This is a genomic window from Vibrio sp. nBUS_14 (assembly GCF_051201655.1).
GTDB lineage: Bacteria > Pseudomonadota > Gammaproteobacteria > Enterobacterales > Vibrionaceae > Vibrio.
Genome location: NZ_CP179206.1, coordinates 1043034 through 1067044 on the forward strand (window position 1 = coordinate 1043034; position 24011 = coordinate 1067044).

A 24011-nucleotide genomic window follows, 5' to 3' on the forward strand; every position below is an offset into this window, starting at 1 on the left:
CTTTGATAAGTAACACTTAAAAATATTGGCACAGTGTTTGCTTTATTAGCCCTAGAAGATGATTTTTGGAGCAAAATTATGGATCGCGCACTGTTTCTTGCCATGAGTGGCGCTAAGCAAAATATGCAAGCTTTGCAGCTACGTGCTAACAACCTTGCCAACGTAAGTACAACGGGTTTCCGTGCTGATTTGGCACAAGCACGTTCAATGCAAGCGTACGGTGAAGGCATGCCTACTCGTGTTTTCAGCATGACAGAACGCCCGGGTCATAATTTCGCACAAGGTAGTGTCGTCACCACTGGCCGCGATCTCGATGTCACGATTCAAGGTGATGGCTGGATTTCGGTCATGGACAACACGGGTCGTGAAGGTTTGACACGTAACGGTAACCTAAAGGTTGATCAAAACGGTTTGCTAACGAACGCAAGCGGTCATTTGGTGTTAGGGGAGAACGACGCACCTATCACGCTACCTATTCCTATCAGTAAAGTAGAAATCGGCACAGACGGTACTATTTCGGTGATTCCTCAAGGTGCTCCTGCTGAAGAGTTAGCGATCGTCGACCGTATCAAACTTGTGCGTCCAGATAATCAAAGTCTATTTAAAGATACGAATGGTCTATTTCGTTCGAAAAACCCAGATCAGGCATACGAAGAAGATGCAGCGGTAACGTTGCTAAAAGGTGCCATCGAAGGCAGCAACGTAAATGCTGTCGGTGAAATGACCAGCCTAATTGACTTACAACGTCAATTCGAAATGCAGGTCAAGATGATGAGCACGGCAGAGGAAATGGACAAGTCGTCTGATTCACTGCTTCGTATGAGCTAATAGAATTTAAAGGAATTTGCTATGCATCCAGCATTATGGGTAAGTAAAACAGGTTTAGACGCCCAACAAACCAATATCTCAACAATTTCAAACAACCTTGCCAACGCCTCAACTATTGGTTTTAAAAAGAGTCGTGCGGTATTTGAAGATCTGTTCTATCAGAACATCAATCAGCCGGGTGGCCAATCGTCTCAGAACACTGAGCTGCCAAGTGGTTTGATGTTGGGTGCCGGTTCTAAAGTCGTGGCAACTCAAAAAGTTCACACTCATGGTAACGCACAAACGACATCGAATAGCCTAGATATGATGATCGAAGGTGATGGCTTTTTCCAAGTTGAAATGCCAGACGGTGAAACAGGCTACAGCCGAAATGGTCAGTTCACACTGAACGGTGATGGCGCGATCGTAACGTCGGGTCAAGGTTATGCTCTGCAACCAGAAATCGTTATTCCTGAAGATGCGATTTCGGTGACGGTTGGTAACGATGGTGAAGTATCGGTTCGTCTACGTGGTGAACAAAATAACGTCGTGGTTGGCCAAATCACCATTACTGACTTCGTAAACCCAGGTGGTTTAGAGCCAGTCGGTCAAAACCTTTACTTACCAACGGGTGCAAGTGGCGATCCGCAAGAGGGTGTTCCGGGCTTTGATGGCTTGGGTAACATCCGTCAATCGATGCTAGAAACATCGAACGTAAACGTAACCGAAGAGCTGGTTAACATGATTGAAGCTCAACGTGTTTACGAAATGAACTCAAAAGTTATCTCGTCAGTAGACAAGATGATGAGCTTTGTTAACCAACAGCTGTAATTGGTTTATTTACCGTTTACTGACTTATTTACAATTAATAGATCTCTTTTTATTGAATCGACGAGTTTCTACTCATTGATCTATTTATCATTGCCTGCTGAGAGTATATCGCCATGAAACGTATTTTTTGTTTAGCTCTGTTTCTGTCTATGACAGGCTGTTCTTTACTGGATCCCATCGAAACTCCAGCACAAGAAAACGCAACTACAGTGGTTGATGCAGTAGAAGGTGATAAGTCGGCTGAAGAGAGCTCTGGTATTATTGACACACTTCGTGGCAGAACCGATCCAATCGCGGGCGACCCTGCATGGGCGCCAATTAACCCAAAGAAGAAACCTGAACACTATGCCGCAGCCACAGGCTCGCTGTTCAATGTGAGCCATATTGGCAGCATGTATGACGATTCAAAACCTCGCGGTATTGGTGACATCATTACTGTCGCACTCGATGAAAATACACGAGCGACCAAAAAAGCCAACGCAGACATGTCTAAGTCGAACGACGCATCAATGGAGCCATTAGCCGTTGGTGGCCAAGAGCTAACTATAGATAAGTACAACTTCTCTTACGACTTGAGTAACACCAACACCTTTGCTGGTGATACCTCAGCTAACCAAAGTAACAGCATTAGTGGTTACATCACCGTTGAAGTGATCGAAGTGTTAGCCAATGGCAACCTCGTGGTTCGTGGTGAAAAGTGGATGACACTGAACACGGGCGACGAGTATATCCGCCTAAGTGGCACCATCCGCCCTGACGATATTGATTTCGAGAACACTATTGCTTCGAACCGAGTATCTAACGCGCGAATTCAGTACTCAGGTACTGGCGTTCAGAAAGATATGCAAGAGCCTGGATTCTTGGCACGATTCTTTAATGTATCTTTGTAGAGCTTGAGATTGTGTCGACATACTGACACTCCCAGAGTCATCTAATTTCAAGCTAACTCATTATAAATTAAAGCAATACAGACAGGTTACTCAATGAAAAAACTGACACTCGTACTATTCGGCATGCTATTTCTTGCCACCAGTGCCCATGCTGCGCGTATTAAAGACGTGGCGAAAGTGGCGGGTGTTCGTAGTAACCAACTTGTCGGCTATGGTTTGGTCACAGGTTTGCCGGGTACCGGTGAGACAACTCCCTTTACCGATCAAACGTTTAACGCCATGCTGCAAAATTTTGGCATTCAATTGCCGCCTGGCACCAAGCCAAAAACCAAAAACGTAGCGGCCGTTATCGTTACCGCTGAACTGCCGGCATTCTCTAAGCAAGGACAGGAAGTTGACGTCACCGTTTCTTCTATTGGTTCTGCAAAAAGCCTACGCGGTGGTACCTTGCTCCAAACCTTCCTAAAAGGTTTAGATGGTCAAGTGTACGCGGTAGCACAAGGTAACTTGGTGGTAAGTGGCTTTAGTGCTCAAGGCAACGACGGCTCTAAAATCGTCGGTAACAACCCTAATGTCGGCATCATTTCTAGTGGTGCAACGGTTGAACAAGAGATCCCAACCCCATTCGGCCGTGGCGACTACATCACTTTCAACTTAATTCAATCAGATTTCACAACAGCTCAGCGTTTGGCTGATGCGGTGAATAATTTCCTAGGCCCACAAATGGCTTCAGCGGTCGACGCGACTTCAGTAAAAGTTCGTGCACCTCGTGAAATCAGCCAACGTGTGGCTTTCCTTTCTGCCATCGAAAACATCGAATTCGATCCTGCAGAGGGCTCTGCAAAAATCATTGTTAACTCACGTACCGGAACGATTGTGGTTGGTAAGCATGTTCGTCTAAAAGCCGCTGCGGTAACGCACGGTGGCATGACGGTCGCAATCAAAGAAAACCTCAACGTGAGCCAACCGAATGCATTCTCTGGTGGTCAAACAGTGGTGGTTCCTGATTCAGATATCGAGGTCACCGAAGCTGATGGCAAGATGTTCAAGTTTGAGCCGGGCTTAACACTGGATGATTTGGTTCGCGCAGTCAACGAAGTGGGCGCAGCGCCTTCTGATTTAATGGCAATCCTTCAAGCACTGAAACAAGCAGGTGCAATTGAAGGCCAATTGATCATTATCTAAGGAATAAAGCATGATTAAGAATAACAATGACATCGGCTTTATTCACGATATCGGCAGCCTAGACCGTCTTCGTCAACAAGCAGTAAACGGTGAAGAAGGCAGCGAGAAAGAAGCACTCACAGCAGCGGCAAAACAGTTTGAATCGATTTTTACGTCGATGTTGTTTAAGTCGATGCGTGATGCGAACTCTAGCTTTAAGTCAGATATGCTGAACAGCCAGAACGAGCAGTTTTATCGTCAGATGCAAGATGACCAAATGGCGAGCGAACTCAGTGCTTCAGGTTCATTAGGTCTTGCGGATATGATCGTAGCTCAATTAAGCGCGGGTCAAGCAAGCGACGCGACAGAAGACAAGGTTCGCAGTGAAGGTTTTGATACCTCACTGGAAAGACCTCAGTATTCAGGTCGTTCCGAAGAGAGAGCATCTGAAGTTCAATCAGCTATGTCAGCAACAGCACTGTCAGCAGTAAAACAACCCGCATCTTTCGATTCTCCAGAATCGTTTGTTACCTCAATGAAGCCTTACGCTGAAAAAGCGGCGAGCGCACTCGGTGTTGATTCGTCATTGCTATTAGCACAAGCGGCACTTGAAACAGGTTGGGGGTCTAAGATGATTAAGAACTCTTTGGGCAACAGCAACAACCTATTCAACATCAAAGCAGATAGAAGTTGGAAGGGCGATAAGGTCGCGACTCAAACGCTTGAGTTTCATGGCAAAACAGCCGTTAAAGAGTCAGCTTCTTTCCGTTCTTACTCTAATTTCGAAGATAGCTTTAATGATTACGTGAAGTTCTTGAACGAAAACCCAAGATACGAAACAGCGCTACAGCATCAAGGCAATTCAGAAAATTTCATCAAAGGCATTCATCAGGCAGGTTACGCAACCGACCCTAACTATGCAGACAAGGTTTTACGAGTTAAAGCCAAGATCGATGAGATGAACTAGCGTCGTCAATCAACATAGAGAGCTTGCTATTGGCAGGCTCTTTTCTTCTCCGCCCCTTCAGTTCTTACGCGTAATCCATAGTTATCTCCATATACTTCAATAAATTATTGTCTTTTAACTCTCCATTGTTCTTATTGGCACATATATTGCTTTTATCTTAGTCATATGCGGTTGTAGTTAATCAGTTCATTCTGGTTTTGTTAAGTTTTTTGGGGGCATTATGGCGTCGGATCTTCTGAATGTAGGGGCACAAAGTGTTCTTACGGCTCAGAGACAGCTAAACACCACAGGTCATAATATTTCTAACGCCAACACAGAGGGCTATAGCCGCCAGTCTGTGATTCAAGGTGTGAATGACCCGCGCCAGTACGGTGGGCAATCCTACGGTATGGGTGTACATGTGGAAAATGTTCGCCGCTCTTGGGATCAGTTTGCCGTCAAAGAACTTAACTTATCGACAACCAATGCCGCCAACAAAGGCGATACCGAAGCCAACCTCGATATGCTGTCGAGCATGTTGTCGTCGGTCGCTTCAAAGAAGATTCCAGAAAACCTCAATGAATGGTTTGATTCTGTTAAGACTCTCGCCGATACCCCGAATGATGTGGGTGCGCGTAAGGTCGTGCTAGAGAAAGCAGGGCTTGTCACTAAAACCTTGAATGAATTCCATGAAACGGTACGTCAACAGTCTGATTCCACGAATAAAAAGTTAGAAGTCGGCATTGAACGTGTTAACCAAATTGCGGTTGAGATTCGTGACGTTCAGCGTCTGATGATGCGAACACCAGGGCCTCACAATGATTTACGAGATCAGCACGAAAAGCTGATCAATGAGCTATCTGGCTACACCAAAGTGACGGTAACGCCACGCTCTAATGCGGAAGGATTTAACGTCCATATTGGTAATGGTCATACCCTGGTTTCTGGTAGTGAAGCAAGTCAACTGAAGTTGGTTGATGGTTTACCTGATACGCATCAGCGTCGACTGGCGATTGTGGAAGGCAAGTCTTTGAAGCCGATTACCAGCAATGATATCGATGGGAAAATCGGTGCCATGCTTGATATGCGCGACGAACACATTCCTGACATCATGGATGAACTAGGGCGTTTGGCGACGGCTTTCTCTGAGAAAGTGAACTCTCTTCAATCACAAGGTTTGGATCTCAATGGCAACGTTGGCCAAGACATCTTCACAGATGTGAACTCTGAGCGCGTGGCGAAATCACGCGTGACGGCTGGTAGCCAATCAAAGGCTGATGTTGCCGTATATATTGATGATACCTCTGCTTTAAAAGGCGGCGAGTATGGCCTTAAGTATGACGGCAGTGACTATGTCGTGACCAAGCCTGATGGTGAAACTGTAAAAGTCAGCACGAATTCAGCAGGCAATGCTTTTTACCTAGATGGTATGCGAGTCGAAGTTCGAAACCCGCCGGAATTGGGTGAGAAGCTTTTACTACGTCCAACTCGAAACTTTGCTGCTCAGATTCAGATGGAAACCAAAGACCCTAGAGATATTGCCGCACAAAGTTATGAGGCATCGACCACGTTCGCAAAAGGCTCTGCGGGGTTCAAGATCCTAGCGGCCGGTCAATTGCGTGAGTTTGAAGTGATTGTTTCACCAAAAGGTGAGCAGTTTGCCGTGACTGATCCGACAGGCAATATTTTAATGCAGCCGCAGCCATACCCACCTGAAGGGCCGGTTACGATTAATGGCACGACTTTCGAGTTGACCTCTGGCGCTGTGGCAAACGATAAATTTACGGCAAACCTTGTCCCATCAGAGGGTGACAACGGTAACTTGCGTAAGCTGCAAGATCTCCAAACCGGTAAGATCTTGAATGATGGCGAGTCTACGATTTTAGACCTTTACCACAACTTGAATACCAACACGGGCCTGAAAGCGTCGACGGCAAATCGCTTAAGTGATATTGCCACCTTAGAAAAGGAATCCGCTCAGGAACGTATTGCTTCAGTGTCGGGGGTTAACCTCGATGAAGAAGCGGCAAATATGATGAAATTTCAGCAAGCGTACATGGCTTCCTCACGCATCATGCAAGCGGCCAATGATACGTTCAATACTATTTTGGCTCTGAGGTAGGAAGTATAAATGTTGAATCGTATTTCTAGCTTCCACAATTACCAATCTGTTCAGAACGACTTGCGCCGTCAAGAGAACAAGATACATCACAACCAAGCACAACTTGCTTCCGGTAAGAAGTTGCAGTCGCCAAGTGATGATCCTCTTGCGACCCATTATTTACAAAATATTGGTCAGCAATCAGAGCAGCTTAAGCAATATAGTGACGCAATCGTCTTGGTTCGTAATCGATTGGAGCATCACGAAGTATTGGTCTCCAACACCGAGGGTTTTGCTGATGAGGCAAAACGAACCGTAATGGAAATGATTAACGGTGCGCTCTCTCCAGAGGATCGTTTAGCGAAGAAGCGCGAGATCCAAGAGCTATCGAATAACTTTCTGTATCTAGCTAACTCTCAAGATGAGTCGGGTAACTATACGTTTGCGGGTACTAAGCCGAAGAATCAACCCTTCTTTAGAGATAACCAAGGCAACGTCAGCTATCAGGGCGATGACTATCAGCGAAAGATGCGTGTAGCGAGCAGCTTCGAAATGGCGATGAATGATCCAGGCAGCAAGTTATTTATGGAAATAGATAACCCGTTTGGTGATTACGAACCTCAGTACGAGCTTGAACCCGCTTCTGAATTACTTTTGGAACGTGCGACGAACTCAGCTGAAGATGGGTCAACGTATAAAGTGACGTTCGTTGATATGCAGACAGGAAATTATGCTTATCAACTTGAAAAAGATGGAGCCGTTGTGGCCGCGGAAGACTTTGATCCTTCGACTGGCATTGTCTACGAAGGGCTGAATATCCAAATCAAAGGCCAAATTACTAAAGGTGATTCGATCACCTTAGAACCACGAGAGACTTTCTCTATCTTTGATACGTTCAAAGAGGCGGCTGAGCAGGCTGAAAACCCGGTATCGGATGCATCAGCAACAGCGAAACTGCACCAAGTAACCGAAGAGTTCCACGCTGCGTTTATCCATTTGACCAAGGCGAGAACCGATGTGGGTGCGCGTTTAAGTACGCTGGATATTCAAGAGCAACAGCATGAAGATTTTAAGTTGTCTTTAGCCAAAGCAAAAAGCAACTTTGAAGACTTGGATTACTCGAAAGCTATCATTGAGTTCAATGAAAACTCACGAGCATTGCAAGCTTCTCAACAAGCGTTTGGTAAAACCAAAGACCTTACCTTGTTTAACTATATTTAATGGTCAATAGGTATTTAGTGGTGAACTAACACTCACCATTGAAGTTAGATTCTTTGCCGTATGTGCTATGCCGTATGAGCGAATCACTTCAACCTTTGCCGATTTTTCATACAGGATATCATCTGTTTGAAAATAGCGGCAAAAAGCGGCAATGGGTCAATGAAGGTACTTTTTTTTCCCCAAGCCAGCAAAACCAAATCGAGTTAAGTTTTAATTTAAGTTATTGATTTTATGTATATTAAAAATTAATCAAAACAGTATTAAACTTGGCATATAACTTGTATCTGTGTTTGTTATGAAATGATTTATACAGATCTTAAACCCTGCATAGGGTTTAGCGAGTAATACACGGTCAGTGCTTATCCATATGAGAGTAAAGCTGGCCGCTTCGCAGAAAGTTTGCGAACTCATAAGGAGAGCAAAATGGCTATAAATGTAAGCACTAACGTTTCGGCTATGACAGCACAGCGTTACCTGAATAAAGCGTCTAATGATTTAGCGACTTCTATGGAGCGTTTGTCATCGGGGCATAAAATCAACAGCGCGAAAGATGATGCAGCTGGCCTGCAAATCTCTAACCGTTTAACAGCGCAATCACGTGGTTTAGACGTGGCAATGCGTAATGCCAATGATGGTATTTCAATTGCACAAACCGCTGAAGGCGCGATGAACGAATCAACCAACGTACTACAACGTATGCGTGATCTGGCGATTCAATCATCAAACGGTACGAACTCGGCAGCGGAACGTACAGCGCTTAATGAAGAGTCTTCGGCACTTCAAGATGAGCTAAACCGTATCGCGGAAACGACCTCGTTTGGTGGCCGTCGTCTGTTGAATGGTTCATTTGGTGAAGCATCTTTCCAGATAGGTTCTAGCTCTGGTGAAGCGATGATTATGGGACTCACTAGTGTTCGTGCTGATGATTTCCGTATGGGTGGTACTACGTTCGATTCTGAAAACGGTAAAGATAAAAGCTGGGAAGTGCCACCAACGGCGAGCGACCTTAAGTTTGAATTCAGAACCAAAGCAGGTGAAGACATCGTTTTAGATATCAATACCAAAGCGGGTGATGATATCGAAGAGCTTGCTACTTACATTAATGGTCAATCTGATCTTGTGAATGCATCGGTTACCGATGATGGTCGCATACAACTATTCGTTGCTGAACCTGACCTTGACGGTGCAATGTCGATCTCTGGTGGCCTAGCGTCTGAGCTAGGTATTAAGAGTGAAGGCCGTGTAACATCGGTTCAAGATATCAGCCTGACTAGCGTTGCAGGTTCACAAAACGCAATCAGCGTTATTGATTCTGCAATGAAGTACGTAGATTCACAGCGTGCTGATTTGGGTGCTAAACAGAACCGTCTAAGCCACAGTATTAATAACTTGGCAAACGTTCAAGAGAACGTAGACGCTTCTAACAGCCGAATCAAAGATACGGACTTTGCGAAAGAGACGACGCAAATGACCAAATCACAAATTCTGCAACAAGCAGGTACTTCGATACTTGCTCAAGCAAAACAGTTGCCTAACTCTGCAATGACACTATTGCAATAGTTATTGGTTGAACTTGCTGCTCGTGTTCAGACGTGAGCCATGCAGCAAGGGAAACTGGCAAGCATACTTACTATGAGTGTTTAGCTCTCTCATCTCTCACCTGCTATTCATTTTTACGGTAAGAATGCAACGGCGCGTCAGAAATGTGTTCATTTCTCGATGATCTCCACACAAGCTCTGACCTGCCAACTAGCCCCGGTTCTCTCAAAGGAAAAGGGGCTTTTTCTTTTCTGTTTTTTATTTCTCTGTTTCCTATCTTTCTTATTTCTATCTTTTTGTTTTCCTGTCTTTTTCGTTCCCCACTGGTTTCTAACTTTAGTTTTCTGATCCTTAAGTTTCTATTCCCCCCATTTTCTTCGTTACAAATGCTCTCCTTGGCTAGATAAATCGCACAATCTTTAAGCCCATCTGTGATCTTTGGTGATTGATCATTTCTGAGTTTTGACCAACTTGAACGTCAGTTAGCGTGTTTTTTGAACAAATTCGGATCTTTACCCAATTAAATCCAATAGCTGTTTTAGAAAAGCGTTAAATTTAAGTTTATGATAAATATTAAATTAATATTTTATTTTTGGTTTTTTAAAAGTTTTTCTAAAGCTTCGGGATTTTGAGCCGTTATTAAAAGTAACTTTGAGAGAACTACTTGGTTTTCCGAGACGTCGGAAACCGCTATACCGGAAAATCAATTGGAGAAATCACCATGGCAGTGAATGTAAATACCAACGTTTCAGCGATGACAGCGCAACGTTACCTAAACAACGCAAACAGCGCACAACAAACATCAATGGAGCGTCTAGCTTCTGGCTCTAAAATCAACAGCGCAAAAGATGACGCTGCGGGCCTACAAATCTCTAACCGTTTGAACGTTCAGAGTCGTGGTCTTGATGTTGCTGTTCGTAACGCGAACGACGGTATCTCAATTGCACAAACTGCTGAAGGCGCAATGAACGAGACAACCAACATCCTGCAACGTATGCGTGATTTGTCTCTACAATCTTCAAACGGCTCAAACTCAAAATCTGAGCGTGTAGCGATTCAAGAAGAAGTAACAGCACTGAACGACGAACTGAACCGTATTGCGGAAACCACGTCTTTTGGTGGCAACAAGCTGCTTAACGGTACTCACGGTACTAAATCATTCCAAATCGGTGCGGATAACGGTGAAGCGGTAATGCTTCAACTGAAAGACATGCGCTCTGATAACGCTCAGATGGGTGGTAAGAGCTACCAAACTGAGAACGCGAAAGACAAAGACTGGAACGTTCAAGCTGGCGCAAACGACCTAAAAATGTCGTTCACTGATAACTTTGGTCAAGCGCAAGAAATTGATGTGTCTGCGAAAGCGGGCGACGACATCGAAGAGCTAGCAACGTACATTAACGGTCAACAAGATTCTGTTAAAGCGTCTGTAACTGAAGACGGTAAGCTACAAATGTTTACTGGTAACAACAAAGTTGAAGGCGAAGTGGCATTCTCTGGCAGCCTTGCTGGCGAACTAGGCATGCAACCTGGCAAAGATGTAACGGTTGATAGTATCGACGTAACATCAGTTGGCGGCGCACAAGAATCTGTAGCAGTAATCGATGCGGCACTTAAGTATGTAGATAGCCACCGTGCTGAACTGGGTGCTTTCCAAAACCGTTTCGACCACGCTATCAGCAACTTAGACAACATTAACGAGAACGTTAACGCATCTAAGAGCCGTATTAAAGATACTGATTTCGCGAAAGAAACGACTCAGATGACCAAGTCTCAGATCCTTTCTCAAGCTTCAAGCTCGATTCTTGCTCAAGCGAAGCAAGCACCGAACTCGGCACTTAGCCTACTAGGTTAATCGATTGAAAGGCCACGTTGACTATAAGCTTTGTTGATCATAAGCGTTAACGTTAGGCTTCCACAAATTAGCTCGTGGTGAGAGATGAGCGCTAAACAGACCCAGCTTCGGCTGGGTTTTTTATTTCCTGTTATTTGGGAAAAGTGCGCTGTCGGTGAACAGGAGTAAAAGTGAGATTCCCTATCACGTTCGTTCCTCACTGTAGGAAATTGCGAGTTGTTCATAAATGGGGACATCTGCCGTCATCCCAGAATCGAGTAGAACGAGATATCAGGGATCTTTTTTCGGTTTGTATATTCAATACCACGCCCATTGCTCCGATCTGAATGGAAACTTTAGCGAATGTCGCTCTATTAATTGAATCACGATCACACTTTTCTTTGCTGTTGAAAAGAATACGAAAAAAATCACATTTTTTATTAAAGCTTCTACTTAAGGGGCCGTTAAAGGGATTGAGAGAAATGATATGTACCAATGTAAGGTGAGAGAGACACTGGTGCATAAACAAAATTGACATGTATTTGTGTGAGGTGAGAGTCACATAAGTACATTAAAAAATGCCTAAAGGAGATCAACTATGGCGATTAATGTAAGCACTAATGTGTCTGCAATGACGGCTCAACGCTACCTAAATAGCGCGGCTGAAGGTACTCAAAAATCAATGGAGCGTTTGTCTTCTGGCTATAAAATCAATAGCGCAAAAGATGATGCTGCAGGCCTACAAATCTCTAACCGCTTAACGTCGCAAAGCCGTGGCCTAGATATGGCTGTGAAAAACGCGAATGACGGTATCTCTATTGCACAGACAGCTGAAGGTGCAATGAATGAGTCAACCAACATTCTGCAACGTATGCGTGACCTATCTCTTCAATCTTCAAATGGTTCAAACAGCAAATCTGAACGTGTTGCGATCCAAGAAGAAGTGTCTGCTTTAAACACTGAACTTAACCGTATCGCTGAAACGACCTCTTTCGGTGGTAACAAGCTTCTTAACGGTACTTACGGTAGCCAATCTTTCCAAATCGGTGCTGACTCAGGTGAAGCAGTAATGCTATCTATGGGTAATATGCGTACCGACACTCAAGACATGGGTGGCAAAAGCTACGGTGTGACTGAAGGTAAAGATGCTTCATGGCGTGTGGCTGCGGGCTCTGACCTGACCATCAAATACAACGATAAGTTTGGTGAAGCTCAAGAGTTGTCTATTTCTGCGAAGGAAGGCAATGACATCGAAGAGCTAGCAACTTACATCAACGGTCAAAGCCAAGACGTTAAAGCGTCTGTAGGGGAAGGTGGCAAACTGCAACTTTTCGCTTCAAGTCAAAAAGTTGAGGGCGATGTTGAGTTTGGTGGCAGTCTTGCAAGTGATCTAGGTATTGGAGCAGGTAAAGATGTAACCGTAAACGACATCAATGTCACATCAGTTGCGGGTGCAAACGAAGCGGTGTCTATTATTGACGGCGCTCTAAAATCTGTGGATAGTCAGCGTGCATCTCTTGGTGCTTTCCAAAATCGTTTTGACCACGCAATCAGCAACTTAGATAACATCAACGAAAACGTTAATGCATCTAAGAGCCGTATCAAAGATACTGATTACGCGAAAGAAACGACAGCAATGACGAAGTCTCAAATCCTACAACAGGCGAGTACTTCTATCCTAGCTCAAGCAAAACAATCACCATCAGCAGCTCTAAGCTTATTGGGTTAAACTTACCTCGGTAAGTAGCGGTAAACTCTACTTTGGGTAGAGTTTTACTGTATGGCTCACAAAGGAGGGAGGGAGACTGTTATGGAAATACCATCCAACGCATCGAACATCCAGCCTTATGGCTCACCTAATGGCATTAAATTTGCAAGCGATGAAGGTAGTAGTGCGTCGAGTGTTTCTCGACTGAAAGAAGCAACATCCTATGGCAAGGTAGAGAAATCGAAAGAAGAGGCTACCGAAGCGGCAATTCAATTGGCTCAAGTTAGACAAGAGTTGAATGATGAGGAGCGAGTCAAGATGGTAGAGAAGGTGAACGAGTTCATCTCTTCTCTCAATAAGGGTGTTGCCTTTAAAGTCGATGAAGAATCGGGGAGAGACGTGGTCACCATTTATGAGACCACAACTGGCGATATTATTCGTCAGATTCCTGATGAAGAAATGCTTGAAATTCTAAGACGCCTAGCAGCCCAAAACTCAAATAGTCGAATATTTGAGGTGAAGGTTTAAGTCGTATTATTGAGGTGGTTTAATGAGTTTTGGCCCAATGGGGATTTCGTCTGGCATGGATATCAATTCCATGGTTAGCAAAATTGTTGATTCGGAGCGTGTACCTAAACAGCAACGAATCGACAATGAACGAACGCGAATCGATACCAGCATTAGTGCCTATGGAAGACTCAGAGAATCCCTTGATTCGATGAAAAACCTGATGACAAACTTTCGTCAGGAAAAAGCTTTCGCTGTCCGAACAGTGGAAAGTACCGATGAAGCTCTTGTCTCTGCAACTGCGACTACCGAAGCGATCGCTGGCAAATATGCCATCGATGTGTTGCAGCTTGCCCAAAGCCATAAAGTGGCTTCTGATGTACTATCAGAAGACATGAAATTTGGCCCAGGTAAGCTGCAGGTTTCGCTTGGCGATGACAGCTTTGATGTGCAAGTTGGCGATAGATCGAAACTGATCGATATTGTTCGCAGCATAAACGGTGCAGGTAGCAACCCAGGCGTTCGAGCATCTGTTATTAATGATGTTGAAGGTCCGCGACTTATTGTTGCCTCGAACCAGTCAGGTTCCGATCAACAAATCAGCATTAATGTCGAATCTGATGCTGCCAATCCTCTAAAAAAACTCGAATACAGAACCTTGGAAGAGCGTGTTAAAGCGCTAGAGAAAGCGCGCCTTGCCGCTCAAGACGTTCTTGCTCTGACTCCCGCAGGAAAAGCTGCGCAACTCGTTGATGACGCGATTTCGAATGACGATCCTAATGCGAGTGAAACACTCGATGAAGACGGCAATGTCATCCCTATACCTCAAACCGATTCCACCTCCGTTGCTGACGAAGACTCTCAAAGTCTGCGCTACGGCGAACAAGCCGCTGCCGACGGCCAAGCTGCCCTTGATGCAGCCCAAGCGGCAAAGTCGGTCATGCCTGAAGATAATATCCCAGGTTGGACGGAAACGGCTTCTGGTACGCTTCTTGATTCTTACTACACACCAGAACTTGAGCTTGATGAAAAAGCGATAGAGAAAGCCCCTGATGTTCCGGGGTGGTCAAATGCTGCCTCAGGTACGTTGACAGATTCCTACGTGACGCCAAAGGAAGCCCAACAAAAGCTTGAGGCTGAACAAGCGCGTATCGAAGAAAAAATCTCACAAGAAAAAGCAGAGCTCGCAGAGAAAGTTCAAAAAGGCGAATTGACCGCTGAACAAGCCAAAAAGATTGAACGTGCCAAACTCGATCCTGAAGAACGTGAGCAATTAGAGAAGGTCGATAAAGCACAAGCTGACCTTGCTCAAGCTCAAGAGTCTTTCGATACTTACAGTGGTATGACGGAAGTTCAAGCCGGACAAGATTCAATGGTTGTCTTGGATGGCGTTGCTCAGCTTTCTAGTAACAACAATGTGATTGAAGATGCCGTTGAAGGTATCGATATCACGGTTAAAGGAAAAACCCCGAAAGATAAGCCGCCAGCAGAAATTGGTGTGGAGTACGACCGTAATAGTGTTCGTCAAGACATTGAAGCTTTTGTTAATTCTTACAATCAATTTTACCAAGTGTCTAAAAACTTGGCGGGTGTTGACCTAACGACCGGCCAAAAAGGACCGCTGTCTGGCGACAGTACCGTGCGTAACGCTGACTCAAGATTGAAAGGTGTGTTCTCATCAAGCATTGAAGGGGCGCCTGATAACCTAAAGTCTTTGACCGAGTTTGGTATCACCACAACAAGGCAAGGTTCGTTAGAAATTAACTACGATATGCTTGACCGTCAACTCAACAACAACTTCGATAAGTTGGGTGAGTTCTTTGGTGGCAACAATGGTTTCGCCAAAAAAGTGGAAGATGCGATTCAAGGGATCACCGGTATTACGGGCTCTATTCGTACACGAGAAAAGAGCTTGGTCGAACAGAATTATCGCTTGGTTGATGATCAAAGTGCATTGGACCGTCGCATGGATAGTTTACAAAACCGCACGCACTCCAAGTTTACCGCGATGCAAGATGCGACCAGCAAAATGCAATCTCAGCTGGGCAGTATGATGAATGCGTTGGGCTAATCGATGAATAGCCAGCTTCAAGAGCTTTGTGAACTCGATCAATTAATTATCTCTAAGCTCGAATTTAGTGAAATTAATGCTGAAGAAATAACGCAGCTTGTCGATAACAGAGAACAGTTATTGCAAAACGTGCTTCAATTCATCGACTCACACCCCGAAGTTAAGCAAAGTTCTGAATGGTTTGAAGCCATTACCAGAACCAGAAAATTGGTCGAATTGATGCAGTCTGAGACGACTCGATTAGGTAAGACCCTACACAAATACCGTCACAGCGCTAAATCAGTTCAACAATACAAAAAGTTTTTATAAAAGAGGTTTACTATGCGCGGTTCTTTACAGGCATATAAAAAGGTATCAGTGGATAGTCAGCTAACAGCTGCCTCACCCCATAAGATTGTACAAATGTTGATGGCGGGTGCAATTGAACGCTTGATTCAAGGCAAAGCGGCAATGCAAGCGGGCAACATTCCAGTGAAAGGTGAACGCCTTGGTAAGGCTCTAGATATCATTATTAGCCTACGTAGTTGCCTTTCTATGGCAGATGGAGGTGATATTGCAAAAAACCTAGATCAACTTTATGAGTTCATGATCACGCAAATTTCTGCGGCAAATCACAAAAATGATCCACAGCCAATTGATGATGTTATCGATATTATCCGCGAAATTAAGAGCGCTTGGGACCAAATTCCGAACGAATATCACAACTTGACGTCTGCTGACGTAGGTATTTAAAGAAAAACAATCCTTTCAACTAACGACACTTACGTTAATTGGTTGGTTGCCTTATTTTTTTAATCAAATAAAATAGAAGCCATTAGATAGCCTAATGGCTTTTTTCGTTGCTGATTTCCTTAATGTGTCCACGTAAAACATAATCATTAATATATTTTTCTGTTTTATCGATTACGTTGTTCACCGTTTTTCCGCATCGCACCAAAATAAAGGCAATAATTCCTACTTATGCATGGTTTGGCAAAACTGCTTGTCGTCGATGATAATTCTCAAGATCGTCACAATTTAAGCACAATATTAGAGTTTGTAGGAGAGAGCTGCGAAGTAATCAGCTCGGAACAAGCACGTAAAGTGGATTGGTCACTACAGTGGTCAGGTTGCATTATTGGCTCAATTAAAGGTAAAGGCTTCAACGCTTTACTCAATGAAAAGCTTGTTCACGTAAATCACATCCCATTGCTTGTTATTGGCAAGCATAATCATTCGGTCGATGAACTCACCAACTATGTTGGCGAATTAGAGCTGCCTCTTAACTATCCTCAATTAAGTGATGCATTAAGACACTGTAAAGACTTCTTAGGTCGTAAAGGCGTCCAAGTCGTCTCTTCAGCACGTAATAACACATTGTTTCGTAGCCTTGTTGGGCAAAGTGCTGGCATTCAAGAAGTTCGCCACTTAATTGAACAAGTCTCTTCAACTGACGCGAATGTATTGATTCTTGGTGAATCGGGTACAGGTAAAGAAGTTGTTGCTCGAAACATTCATTATTATTCTAAGCGTCGTTCTGGGCCTTTCGTGCCTGTGAACTGTGGTGCGATTCCGCCAGACTTATTGGAAAGTGAACTATTTGGCCATGAGAAAGGCGCGTTTACTGGTGCGATCACTGCACGTAAAGGCCGCTTTGAATTGGCTGAAGGTGGCACGCTGTTTCTTGATGAAATTGGTGACATGCCAATGGCAATGCAGGTTAAACTGCTGCGCGTATTACAAGAGCGATGCTTTGAACGCGTCGGTGGTAACAACACGATTCAAGCTGACGTTCGCGTGATTGCGGCAACACACCGCAACCTTGAAGACATGATCGACGATGACTCGTTCCGTGAAGACCTGTATTACCGACTGAATGTGTTCCCGATTGAAATGCCAGCTCTACAAGATCGTAAAGAGGACGTGCCTCTTTTACTGCAAGAGCTGATGACTAGAATGGAAGCGGAAGGTAGCATGCCTATTTGTTTCACGCCTCGGGCGATTAACTCCTTAATGGAGCATGAATGGCCAGGCAACGTTCGTGAATTAGCAAACTTAGTTGAGCGTATGGTTATCCTCTATCCAAACAGTTTAGTCGACGTTAATCACTTGCCAACAAAATATCGATACAGTGATATTCCTGAATTCCAACCAGAGTTTAATCCCTTTGTATCAGAGGAAGAGCAAGAACGTGATGCTTTGGCTGATCTATTCTCAGAAGATTTCAGTTTTGACCAACAAGACGATCTCGTTGATAACGCCAATACTCCTCAAGAATTGCCTCCGGAAGGGGTTAACTTGAAAGAACTTCTCGCCGATATGGAAGTGAACATGATCAATCAAGCCTTGGAAGCACAGGATGGAATCGTTGCTCGTGCGGCCGATATGCTTGGAATGCGCAGAACGACTCTGGTTGAAAAAATGCGCAAATATAATCTACAGCGATAGAGCTCAGATTCGCGTTCAGCGGTATCAAACTAAGACGAGTGTTGAGTTAAAACATCGTTTTGATTGAGTGAATAGATAGGACATAGTCGAGTTTTTGCTTGCTTAACTATGTGATAAATATAGCAAATAGCCTGACGTGTGTTTTACGTGTCAGGCTGTTTTAGTATTTGAGGCAAATTTTTGACATGCACGAATCAGAAAATCAATCACACCTAGATTCAGTTGAACAGCAGGTTGAGCGCTATAAGCAAGTGCTTGATGTGATGCCAGCAGGTGTCATCTTGTTAGATACTCATGGAGAAGTAAGAGAAGCGAACCCAGAAGCACACTGTATTCTTGGTGTTGAGTTAGTTGGTGAGAAGTGGTTTTCGGTGATTCAAAGTGCTTTTGACCCAAAAGACGATGATGGACATGAGATATCACTGAAGAATGGGCGTAAGGTTCGTTTGGCGATTTCAGCTTCTACTACGGGTCAGCTCATCTTGATTACCGACCTGACAGAAACTCGTCTTCTACAGTCTCGCGTGAGTGATCTTCAGCGTTTGTCGTCGTTAGGCAGAATGGTAGCCTCGTTGGCGCATCAGGTTCGTACGCCACTCTCTAGTGCGATGCTGTATGCATCAAACCTTGCAGCGCCAAATTTACTACCGGCAACAAAGACACGTTTTCAATCTAAGCTTATGGATAGGTTGCATGACTTAGAGAAGCAAGTGAATGACATGCTATTGTTTGCCAAAGGCGGCGACAATAAGGTTGTGAAGCCATTTACTGTCGCTGAACTTATCACTGAGTTTTACCCAATGGTGGAAGCGGCATTAAAATCGAACCAGATTGATTATTGCCAGGAAGTTGAAGGTGAAGATACTCAGATGTTTGGCAATGCTAACGCTATTGCTTCTGCTCTGAGCAACCTAGTTTTGAACGCAGTGCAAATTGCTGGCAAGGAATCGCAGATTGATGTGTTCTTTAGGCCTGTAAACGGAGAACTTAAGATATCAGTACAAGACAGTGGCCCCGGCGTACCAAAAGAGCTTCAAGGTAAAATTATGGAACCCTTCTTTACCACTCGCTCGCAAGGTACAGGTTTGGGGCTAGCGGTTGTGCAAATGGTTTGTCGAGCACATGAAGGTCGATTGGAATTAATATCAGAAGAAGGGGACGGCGCATGCTTTACAATGTGCTTGCCGTTAGAGAGAAGCACTTCTTCTGAAAATGAATAAGTTTTAACTGAATTTACACTGGAGAATCTTATGGCTCAAAGCAAAGTGTTAATCGTCGAAGATGATGAAGGTCTACGCGAAGCCCTTGTCGATACACTCGCGCTTGCTGGCTATGAATGGCTAGAAGCGGATTGTGCGGAAGGTGCTCTGTTGAAATTGAAATCGAACTCTGTTGATATTGTTGTCTCTGATGTACAGATGGCAGGTATGGGTGGTTTAGCACTGCTAAGAAACATCAAGCAGCATTGGCCAAATCTTCCGGTTTTATTGATGACGGCTTACGCTAACATTGAAGACGCGGTAGCGGCAATGAAAGAAGGCGCTATTGATTACATGGCAAAGCCATTTGCGCCTGAAGTGCTGCTCAATATGGTGAGCCGTTACGCTCCTGTGAAATCGGACGATAATGGTGATGCCATCGTTGCCGATGAGAAAAGCATCAAGTTAATGATGCTGGCCGACAAGGTGGCTAAGACCGACGCCAACGTCATGGTGCTTGGGCCAAGTGGTTCTGGTAAAGAGGTTATGTCTCGTTATATTCACAACGCTTCGAGCCGTAAAGACGGTCCGTTTGTAGCGATTAACTGTGCCGCGATTCCAGATAATATGTTGGAAGCGACACTGTTTGGCTACGACAAAGGCGCATTTACTGGCGCTATTCAAGCTTGCCCGGGTAAATTTGAACAAGCGCAGGGCGGTACTATTTTGTTGGATGAGATCAGTGAAATGGACCTTAGCCTCCAAGCGAAACTGCTGCGTGTGTTGCAAGAGCGTGAAGTTGAACGTCTTGGCAGTCGTAAGAGCATCAAACTGGATGTCCGCGTTCTGGCAACCAGTAACCGTGACCTAAAACAGTATGTTTCTGAAGGGAATTTCCGTGAAGATTTATACTACCGGCTGAATGTATTCCCAATTACTTGGCCAGCCCTGTATGAACGTAAAGGCGATATTGAGCCGTTAGCGAAGCATTTGGTGGAGCGTCATTGCACCAAACTTGGAATGCCTGTTCCTTCTCTTTCCGAGCAAGCCATCACTAAACTCGTCAATTATCCGTGGCCGGGTAATGTTCGAGAACTGGATAATGTCGTGCAGCGCGCTCTAATTCTGAGTGAGCAAGAAAATATTTCTGGTGAGCATATCTTGCTTGAAGGTGTTGATTGGGAAGACGCTACTGGCCTACAACAAATCGTTGAAGGAAACAGTGTTGCAGCGCCTGAAATTAAGCCGATTGCTGAATCTAATCCTATCAGTAAAGTTGTAGCAAGCAGTGAAGGGCTTGGAAATGAGCTTCGAGATCAAGAGTATGCGATTATTCTTGAAACACTGATTGCTTGTAATGGTCGACGCAAAGAAATGGCCGAAAAGTTAGGGATTAGTCCACGCACGCTGCGTTATAAGTTGGCAAAAATGCGTGATGCTGGGATAGATATCCCAAACTGAGGTTAGATTAGTGGTGTCATCTTTCTGACTAGTGTAATAGGGTGTCTAATCAATTTAATGTGTGGCATGCTAATTGCTCTGTCAATAGTACAGTTAAATAGATAGTCATAATTTTGACTCCTGAGGTAGTAGATGAGAATAGATGGTTTACAAGGCGAAATGCAGGCAATGATGGCTGAAGCTGCTAGCGCGCGTCCTGCTGCAACGGGGCAAGCGGTTGGTGCAGACTTTGGCAACATGTTGACGCAAGCCATCGATAATGTGAACTCACTACAAAAGACCTCAGGCGCTCTTCAAGCTCGCTTTGATAGCGGCGACCAGAGTGTGTCTCTATCCGATGTGATGATCGCTCGGAATAAATCTAGTGTGGCCTTTGAGGCGACGATCCAAATTAGAAATAAATTGGTCGAGTCGTACAAAGAGCTTATGAATATGCCGGTATAAGTTAGGTAGTTGAATAGTGGCAGAAAATAGTCAAACAACAGATTTAGCCGTAAGCGATAGCAACGACCACGCACTTATTGCTGGTGCTGAGCTAGACGGAGAAGGGCAAAACCCCGATCTAGGTGAACGCAGTTCATCGAAGTTCGATATGGCAGTGGGTGATCTTGACTTACTTCGTCAGGTCGTCTTAGTCCTTTCGATCTCTATCTGTGTTGCACTTATTGTGATGCTGTTTTTCTGGGTGAAAGAGCCAGAAATGCGTCCATTAGGAGCTTATGAAACAGAAGAGTTGATCCCAGTTCTTGATTACTTAGATCTACAAAAGGTCGAGTATTCTCTTGATGGCAACACCATTTCAGTACCAGCCAGCGAGTACAACTCGCTGAAGCTCAATATGGTAAGAGCAGGGTTGAATCAAGAGAGAAATGCAGGCGATGACATCCTCATGCAAGATATGGGTTTTGGCGTATCGCAACGTGTAGAGAAAGAGCGTCTCAAGCTAAGCCGTGAACGGCAATTGGAAGCGGTTTTTGAAGAGATGCAGCCAGTACGTAAGGCTCATGTGTTGTTGGCTTTACCCAAGCAAAGCGTTTTTGTACGCCATAACCAAGAAGCCTCTGCCTCTGTATTCTTAACTCTTAAAACGGGCACTAACCTGAAGCAGCAAGAAGTTGATTCTATTGTCGATATGGTCGCGAGTGCCGTTCCGGGAATGGATACCTCGCGTATTACTGTGACTGATCAGCACGGTCGACTTCTGAGCTCAGGTTCTCAAGACCCAATGTCAACGGCTCGTCGTAAAGAGCACGAATTAGAACGTAACCAAGAGCAAGCGTTGCGTGAGAAAATTGACTCTATTCTTATCCCTATTCTTGGTTTTGGTAACTACACCGCTCAGGTTGATATTCAACTCGACTTTAGCGCGGTAGAGCAAACAAGAAAGCGTTTTGACCCGAATACTCCAGCAACACGAAGTGAATACACGCTAGAAGATTACAACAACGGCAATACCGTGGCAGGTATTCCGGGTGCTTTGAGCAATCAACCACCTGCCGATGCTTCTATCCCTCAAGATGTTGCCCAGATGAAAGACGGTGCAATGACAGGGCAGGGCTCGGTTCATAAAGAAGCGACTCGAAACTTCGAGCTCGATACCACCATCAGCCATGAGCGTAAGCAGAGTGGCACGGTGAATCGCCAAACCGTTTCTGTTGCAATCAAAGATCGCCAGTCATTGAATCCAGATACAGGTGAAGTGGTACACACGCCAATCCCTGTCAGTGAAATTAATGCTATTCGTCAGGTTCTTATCGGTACCGTAGGTTTTGATGAGACTCGTGGTGACTTACTTAATGTATTGAGTATGCAGTTTGCGCCTCAAGTGACCGATATCGTAGCTGATGTACCTATTTGGGAGCATCCAAACTTCAATGATTGGGTTCGTTGGTTTGCAAGTGCGTTGGTTATTATTGTGGTGGTGTTGGTTCTGGTCCGCCCTGCTATGAAGAAATTGCTTAACCCAGCCGCAGACAATGATGATCAGATGTACGGCCCTGATGGTATGCCAATCGGCGCCGATGGCGAAACCAGCCTAATTGGTGGTGATATTGAAGGTGGTGAGTTGTTCGAATTCGGTTCGAGTATCGATTTACCTAACCTTCATAAAGATGAAGATGTGCTGAAAGCAGTACGTGCTCTTGTAGCGAATGAACCAGAGCTAGCAGCTCAAGTAGTTAAGAATTGGATGGCAGATGGCTAACGAAATTGTTCCACAACAAGCTGAAGGCGGTGAAGTGCTTGATGTCGCTAATGTGGACATCGACTCTATATCGGGTGATGAACGCGCAGCGATCTTGTTATTGAGTCTCAATGAAGAAGATGCGGCCGGTATTATTCGTCACTTAGAGCCTAAGCAGGTACAACGTGTGGGTAGTGCGATGGCGCGTGCCACGGACTTGTCACAAGAGAAAGTCGGCGCAGTGCACCGTGCTTTCTTAGATGATATTCAGAAGTACACCAACATCGGTATGGGCAGTGAAGACTTCATGCGTAACGCATTGGTGGCTGCTCTGGGTGAAGATAAGGCGAATAACCTTGTTGACCAGATCCTTCTAGGTACCGGCTCAAAAGGCTTGGATTCTCTTAAGTGGATGGATCCTCGTCAGGTGGCAAGTATTATCATCAACGAGCACCCTCAGATCCAGACGATTGTATTGTCTTACCTAGAAGCCGATCAGTCAGCCGAGATCTTGTCTCAGTTCCCTGAACGTGTGCGTCTAGACTTAATGATGCGTATTGCTAACCTTGAAGAAGTTCAACCATCGGCGCTTGCTGAACTGAACGAAATTATGGAGAAACAGTTTGCGGGTCAAGCTGGTGCTCAAGCTGCCAAAATTGGTGGCCTGAAAGCTGCGGCTGAAATCATGAACTACATGGATAACAACGTCGAAGGTGTCTTGATGGATCAAATCCGAGATCAAGACGAAGACATGGCAACGCAGATTCAAGATCTTATGTTTGTCTTTGAAAACCTTATCGAAGTTGATGACCAAGGCGTTCAACGATTACTGCGTGATGTTCCACAAGATATTCTTCAGAAAGCACTTAAGGGTGCCGATGAAGGTCTGCGTGAGAAGATCTTCAAGAACATGTCTAAACGTGCTGCCGATATGATGAGAGACGATATTGAGGCGATGCCGCCGGTGAAAGTCTCTGAAGTGGAAGCGGCTCAGAAAGAGATCTTGGGTATTGCGAGAAAAATGGCAGACAGTGGCGAGATTATGCTATCTGGCGGTGCCGACGAGTTCCTCTAATACGAAATCTCAAAGCCCCACAGTGTTGGGGCTTTTCTTTATCCAAGC

General features: G+C 44.8%; 20 protein-coding genes. All 20 read left to right on the forward strand.

All coding sequences use genetic code 11. The features are described from left to right. Nucleotides 1–78: 78 nt before the first annotated feature. Nucleotides 79–828 carry a flagellar basal body rod protein FlgF gene (locus tag ACMAZD_RS04840; protein ID WP_435248754.1) on the forward strand — a complete coding sequence of 250 codons (750 nt, stop codon included), beginning with the start codon at nucleotides 79–81 and terminating at the stop codon, nucleotides 826–828. A gap of 21 nt (nucleotides 829–849) precedes the next feature. Further along, a complete protein-coding gene (gene flgG / locus ACMAZD_RS04845) occupies nucleotides 850–1638 on the forward strand; it encodes a flagellar basal-body rod protein FlgG (protein WP_004736180.1) in 789 nt (262 codons plus the stop codon). 113 nt (nucleotides 1639–1751) lie between these two features. After that, complete coding sequence (flgH, locus tag ACMAZD_RS04850) at nucleotides 1752–2528, forward strand: flagellar basal body L-ring protein FlgH (protein WP_435248755.1); 777 nt, start codon at nucleotides 1752–1754, stop codon at nucleotides 2526–2528. A gap of 93 nt (nucleotides 2529–2621) precedes the next feature. Next, nucleotides 2622–3713, forward strand: coding sequence for a flagellar basal body P-ring protein FlgI (locus tag ACMAZD_RS04855; protein ID WP_017106350.1), 1092 nt, complete (start codon nucleotides 2622–2624; stop codon nucleotides 3711–3713). A gap of 10 nt (nucleotides 3714–3723) precedes the next feature. Next, a complete protein-coding gene (gene flgJ, locus ACMAZD_RS04860) occupies nucleotides 3724–4659 on the forward strand; it encodes a flagellar assembly peptidoglycan hydrolase FlgJ (protein ID WP_102269228.1) in 936 nt (311 codons plus the stop codon). A gap of 220 nt (nucleotides 4660–4879) precedes the next feature. After that, entirely contained in the window at nucleotides 4880–6760 is a 1881-nt protein-coding gene (flgK, locus tag ACMAZD_RS04865; RefSeq protein ID WP_435248756.1) for a flagellar hook-associated protein FlgK, read from the forward strand. 9 nt (nucleotides 6761–6769) lie between these two features. Then, nucleotides 6770–7960 (forward strand): flagellar hook-associated protein FlgL, encoded by a 1191-nt coding sequence (flgL, locus tag ACMAZD_RS04870; RefSeq protein ID WP_435248757.1) that lies wholly within the window; start codon nucleotides 6770–6772, stop codon nucleotides 7958–7960. A 423-nt stretch (nucleotides 7961–8383) separates the two neighbouring features. Further along, complete coding sequence (locus ACMAZD_RS04875; protein ID WP_435248758.1) at nucleotides 8384–9520, forward strand: flagellin; 1137 nt, start codon at nucleotides 8384–8386, stop codon at nucleotides 9518–9520. A gap of 700 nt (nucleotides 9521–10220) precedes the next feature. Further along, nucleotides 10221–11354, forward strand: a complete 1134-nt coding sequence (locus ACMAZD_RS04880; RefSeq protein WP_435248759.1) for a flagellin — start codon at nucleotides 10221–10223, stop codon at nucleotides 11352–11354. Nucleotides 11355–11931: 577 nt separating this feature from the next. Continuing rightward, the gene (locus tag ACMAZD_RS04885; RefSeq protein ID WP_435248760.1) at nucleotides 11932–13062 is read left to right on the forward strand and encodes a flagellin; all 1131 of its coding nucleotides are present in this window, start codon (nucleotides 11932–11934) and stop codon (nucleotides 13060–13062) included. Between the two features lie 81 nt (nucleotides 13063–13143). Continuing rightward, entirely contained in the window at nucleotides 13144–13569 is a 426-nt protein-coding gene (gene flaG / locus ACMAZD_RS04890; RefSeq protein WP_102436935.1) for a flagellar protein FlaG, read from the forward strand. Nucleotides 13570–13591: 22 nt separating this feature from the next. Then, on the forward strand, nucleotides 13592–15619 hold the full coding sequence (gene fliD / locus ACMAZD_RS04895; protein WP_435248761.1) for a flagellar filament capping protein FliD: 2028 nt from the start codon (nucleotides 13592–13594) through the stop codon (nucleotides 15617–15619). A 3-nt stretch (nucleotides 15620–15622) separates the two neighbouring features. Further along, nucleotides 15623–15928, forward strand: coding sequence for a flagellar protein FliT (locus ACMAZD_RS04900; RefSeq protein ID WP_435248762.1), 306 nt, complete (start codon nucleotides 15623–15625; stop codon nucleotides 15926–15928). Between the two features lie 12 nt (nucleotides 15929–15940). Continuing rightward, the gene (gene fliS, locus ACMAZD_RS04905) at nucleotides 15941–16351 is read left to right on the forward strand and encodes a flagellar export chaperone FliS (protein WP_017104821.1); all 411 of its coding nucleotides are present in this window, start codon (nucleotides 15941–15943) and stop codon (nucleotides 16349–16351) included. 228 nt (nucleotides 16352–16579) lie between these two features. Then, on the forward strand, nucleotides 16580–18046 hold the full coding sequence (locus ACMAZD_RS04910) for a sigma-54 dependent transcriptional regulator (RefSeq protein ID WP_435248763.1): 1467 nt from the start codon (nucleotides 16580–16582) through the stop codon (nucleotides 18044–18046). 185 nt (nucleotides 18047–18231) lie between these two features. Then, nucleotides 18232–19266 (forward strand): sensor histidine kinase, encoded by a 1035-nt coding sequence (locus tag ACMAZD_RS04915; protein WP_435248764.1) that lies wholly within the window; start codon nucleotides 18232–18234, stop codon nucleotides 19264–19266. A gap of 30 nt (nucleotides 19267–19296) precedes the next feature. Further along, complete coding sequence (locus ACMAZD_RS04920) at nucleotides 19297–20706, forward strand: sigma-54-dependent transcriptional regulator (protein ID WP_435248765.1); 1410 nt, start codon at nucleotides 19297–19299, stop codon at nucleotides 20704–20706. Nucleotides 20707–20838: 132 nt separating this feature from the next. Beyond that, nucleotides 20839–21150, forward strand: coding sequence for a flagellar hook-basal body complex protein FliE (gene fliE, locus ACMAZD_RS04925; RefSeq protein WP_435248766.1), 312 nt, complete (start codon nucleotides 20839–20841; stop codon nucleotides 21148–21150). A 16-nt stretch (nucleotides 21151–21166) separates the two neighbouring features. Continuing rightward, the gene (gene fliF / locus ACMAZD_RS04930; protein ID WP_435248767.1) at nucleotides 21167–22909 is read left to right on the forward strand and encodes a flagellar basal-body MS-ring/collar protein FliF; all 1743 of its coding nucleotides are present in this window, start codon (nucleotides 21167–21169) and stop codon (nucleotides 22907–22909) included. Further along, complete coding sequence (fliG, locus tag ACMAZD_RS04935) at nucleotides 22902–23963, forward strand: flagellar motor switch protein FliG (protein WP_102436949.1); 1062 nt, start codon at nucleotides 22902–22904, stop codon at nucleotides 23961–23963. Before fliF ends, fliG begins: the two co-directional genes overlap by 8 nt. The last annotated feature ends 48 nt before the right edge of the window (nucleotides 23964–24011 follow it).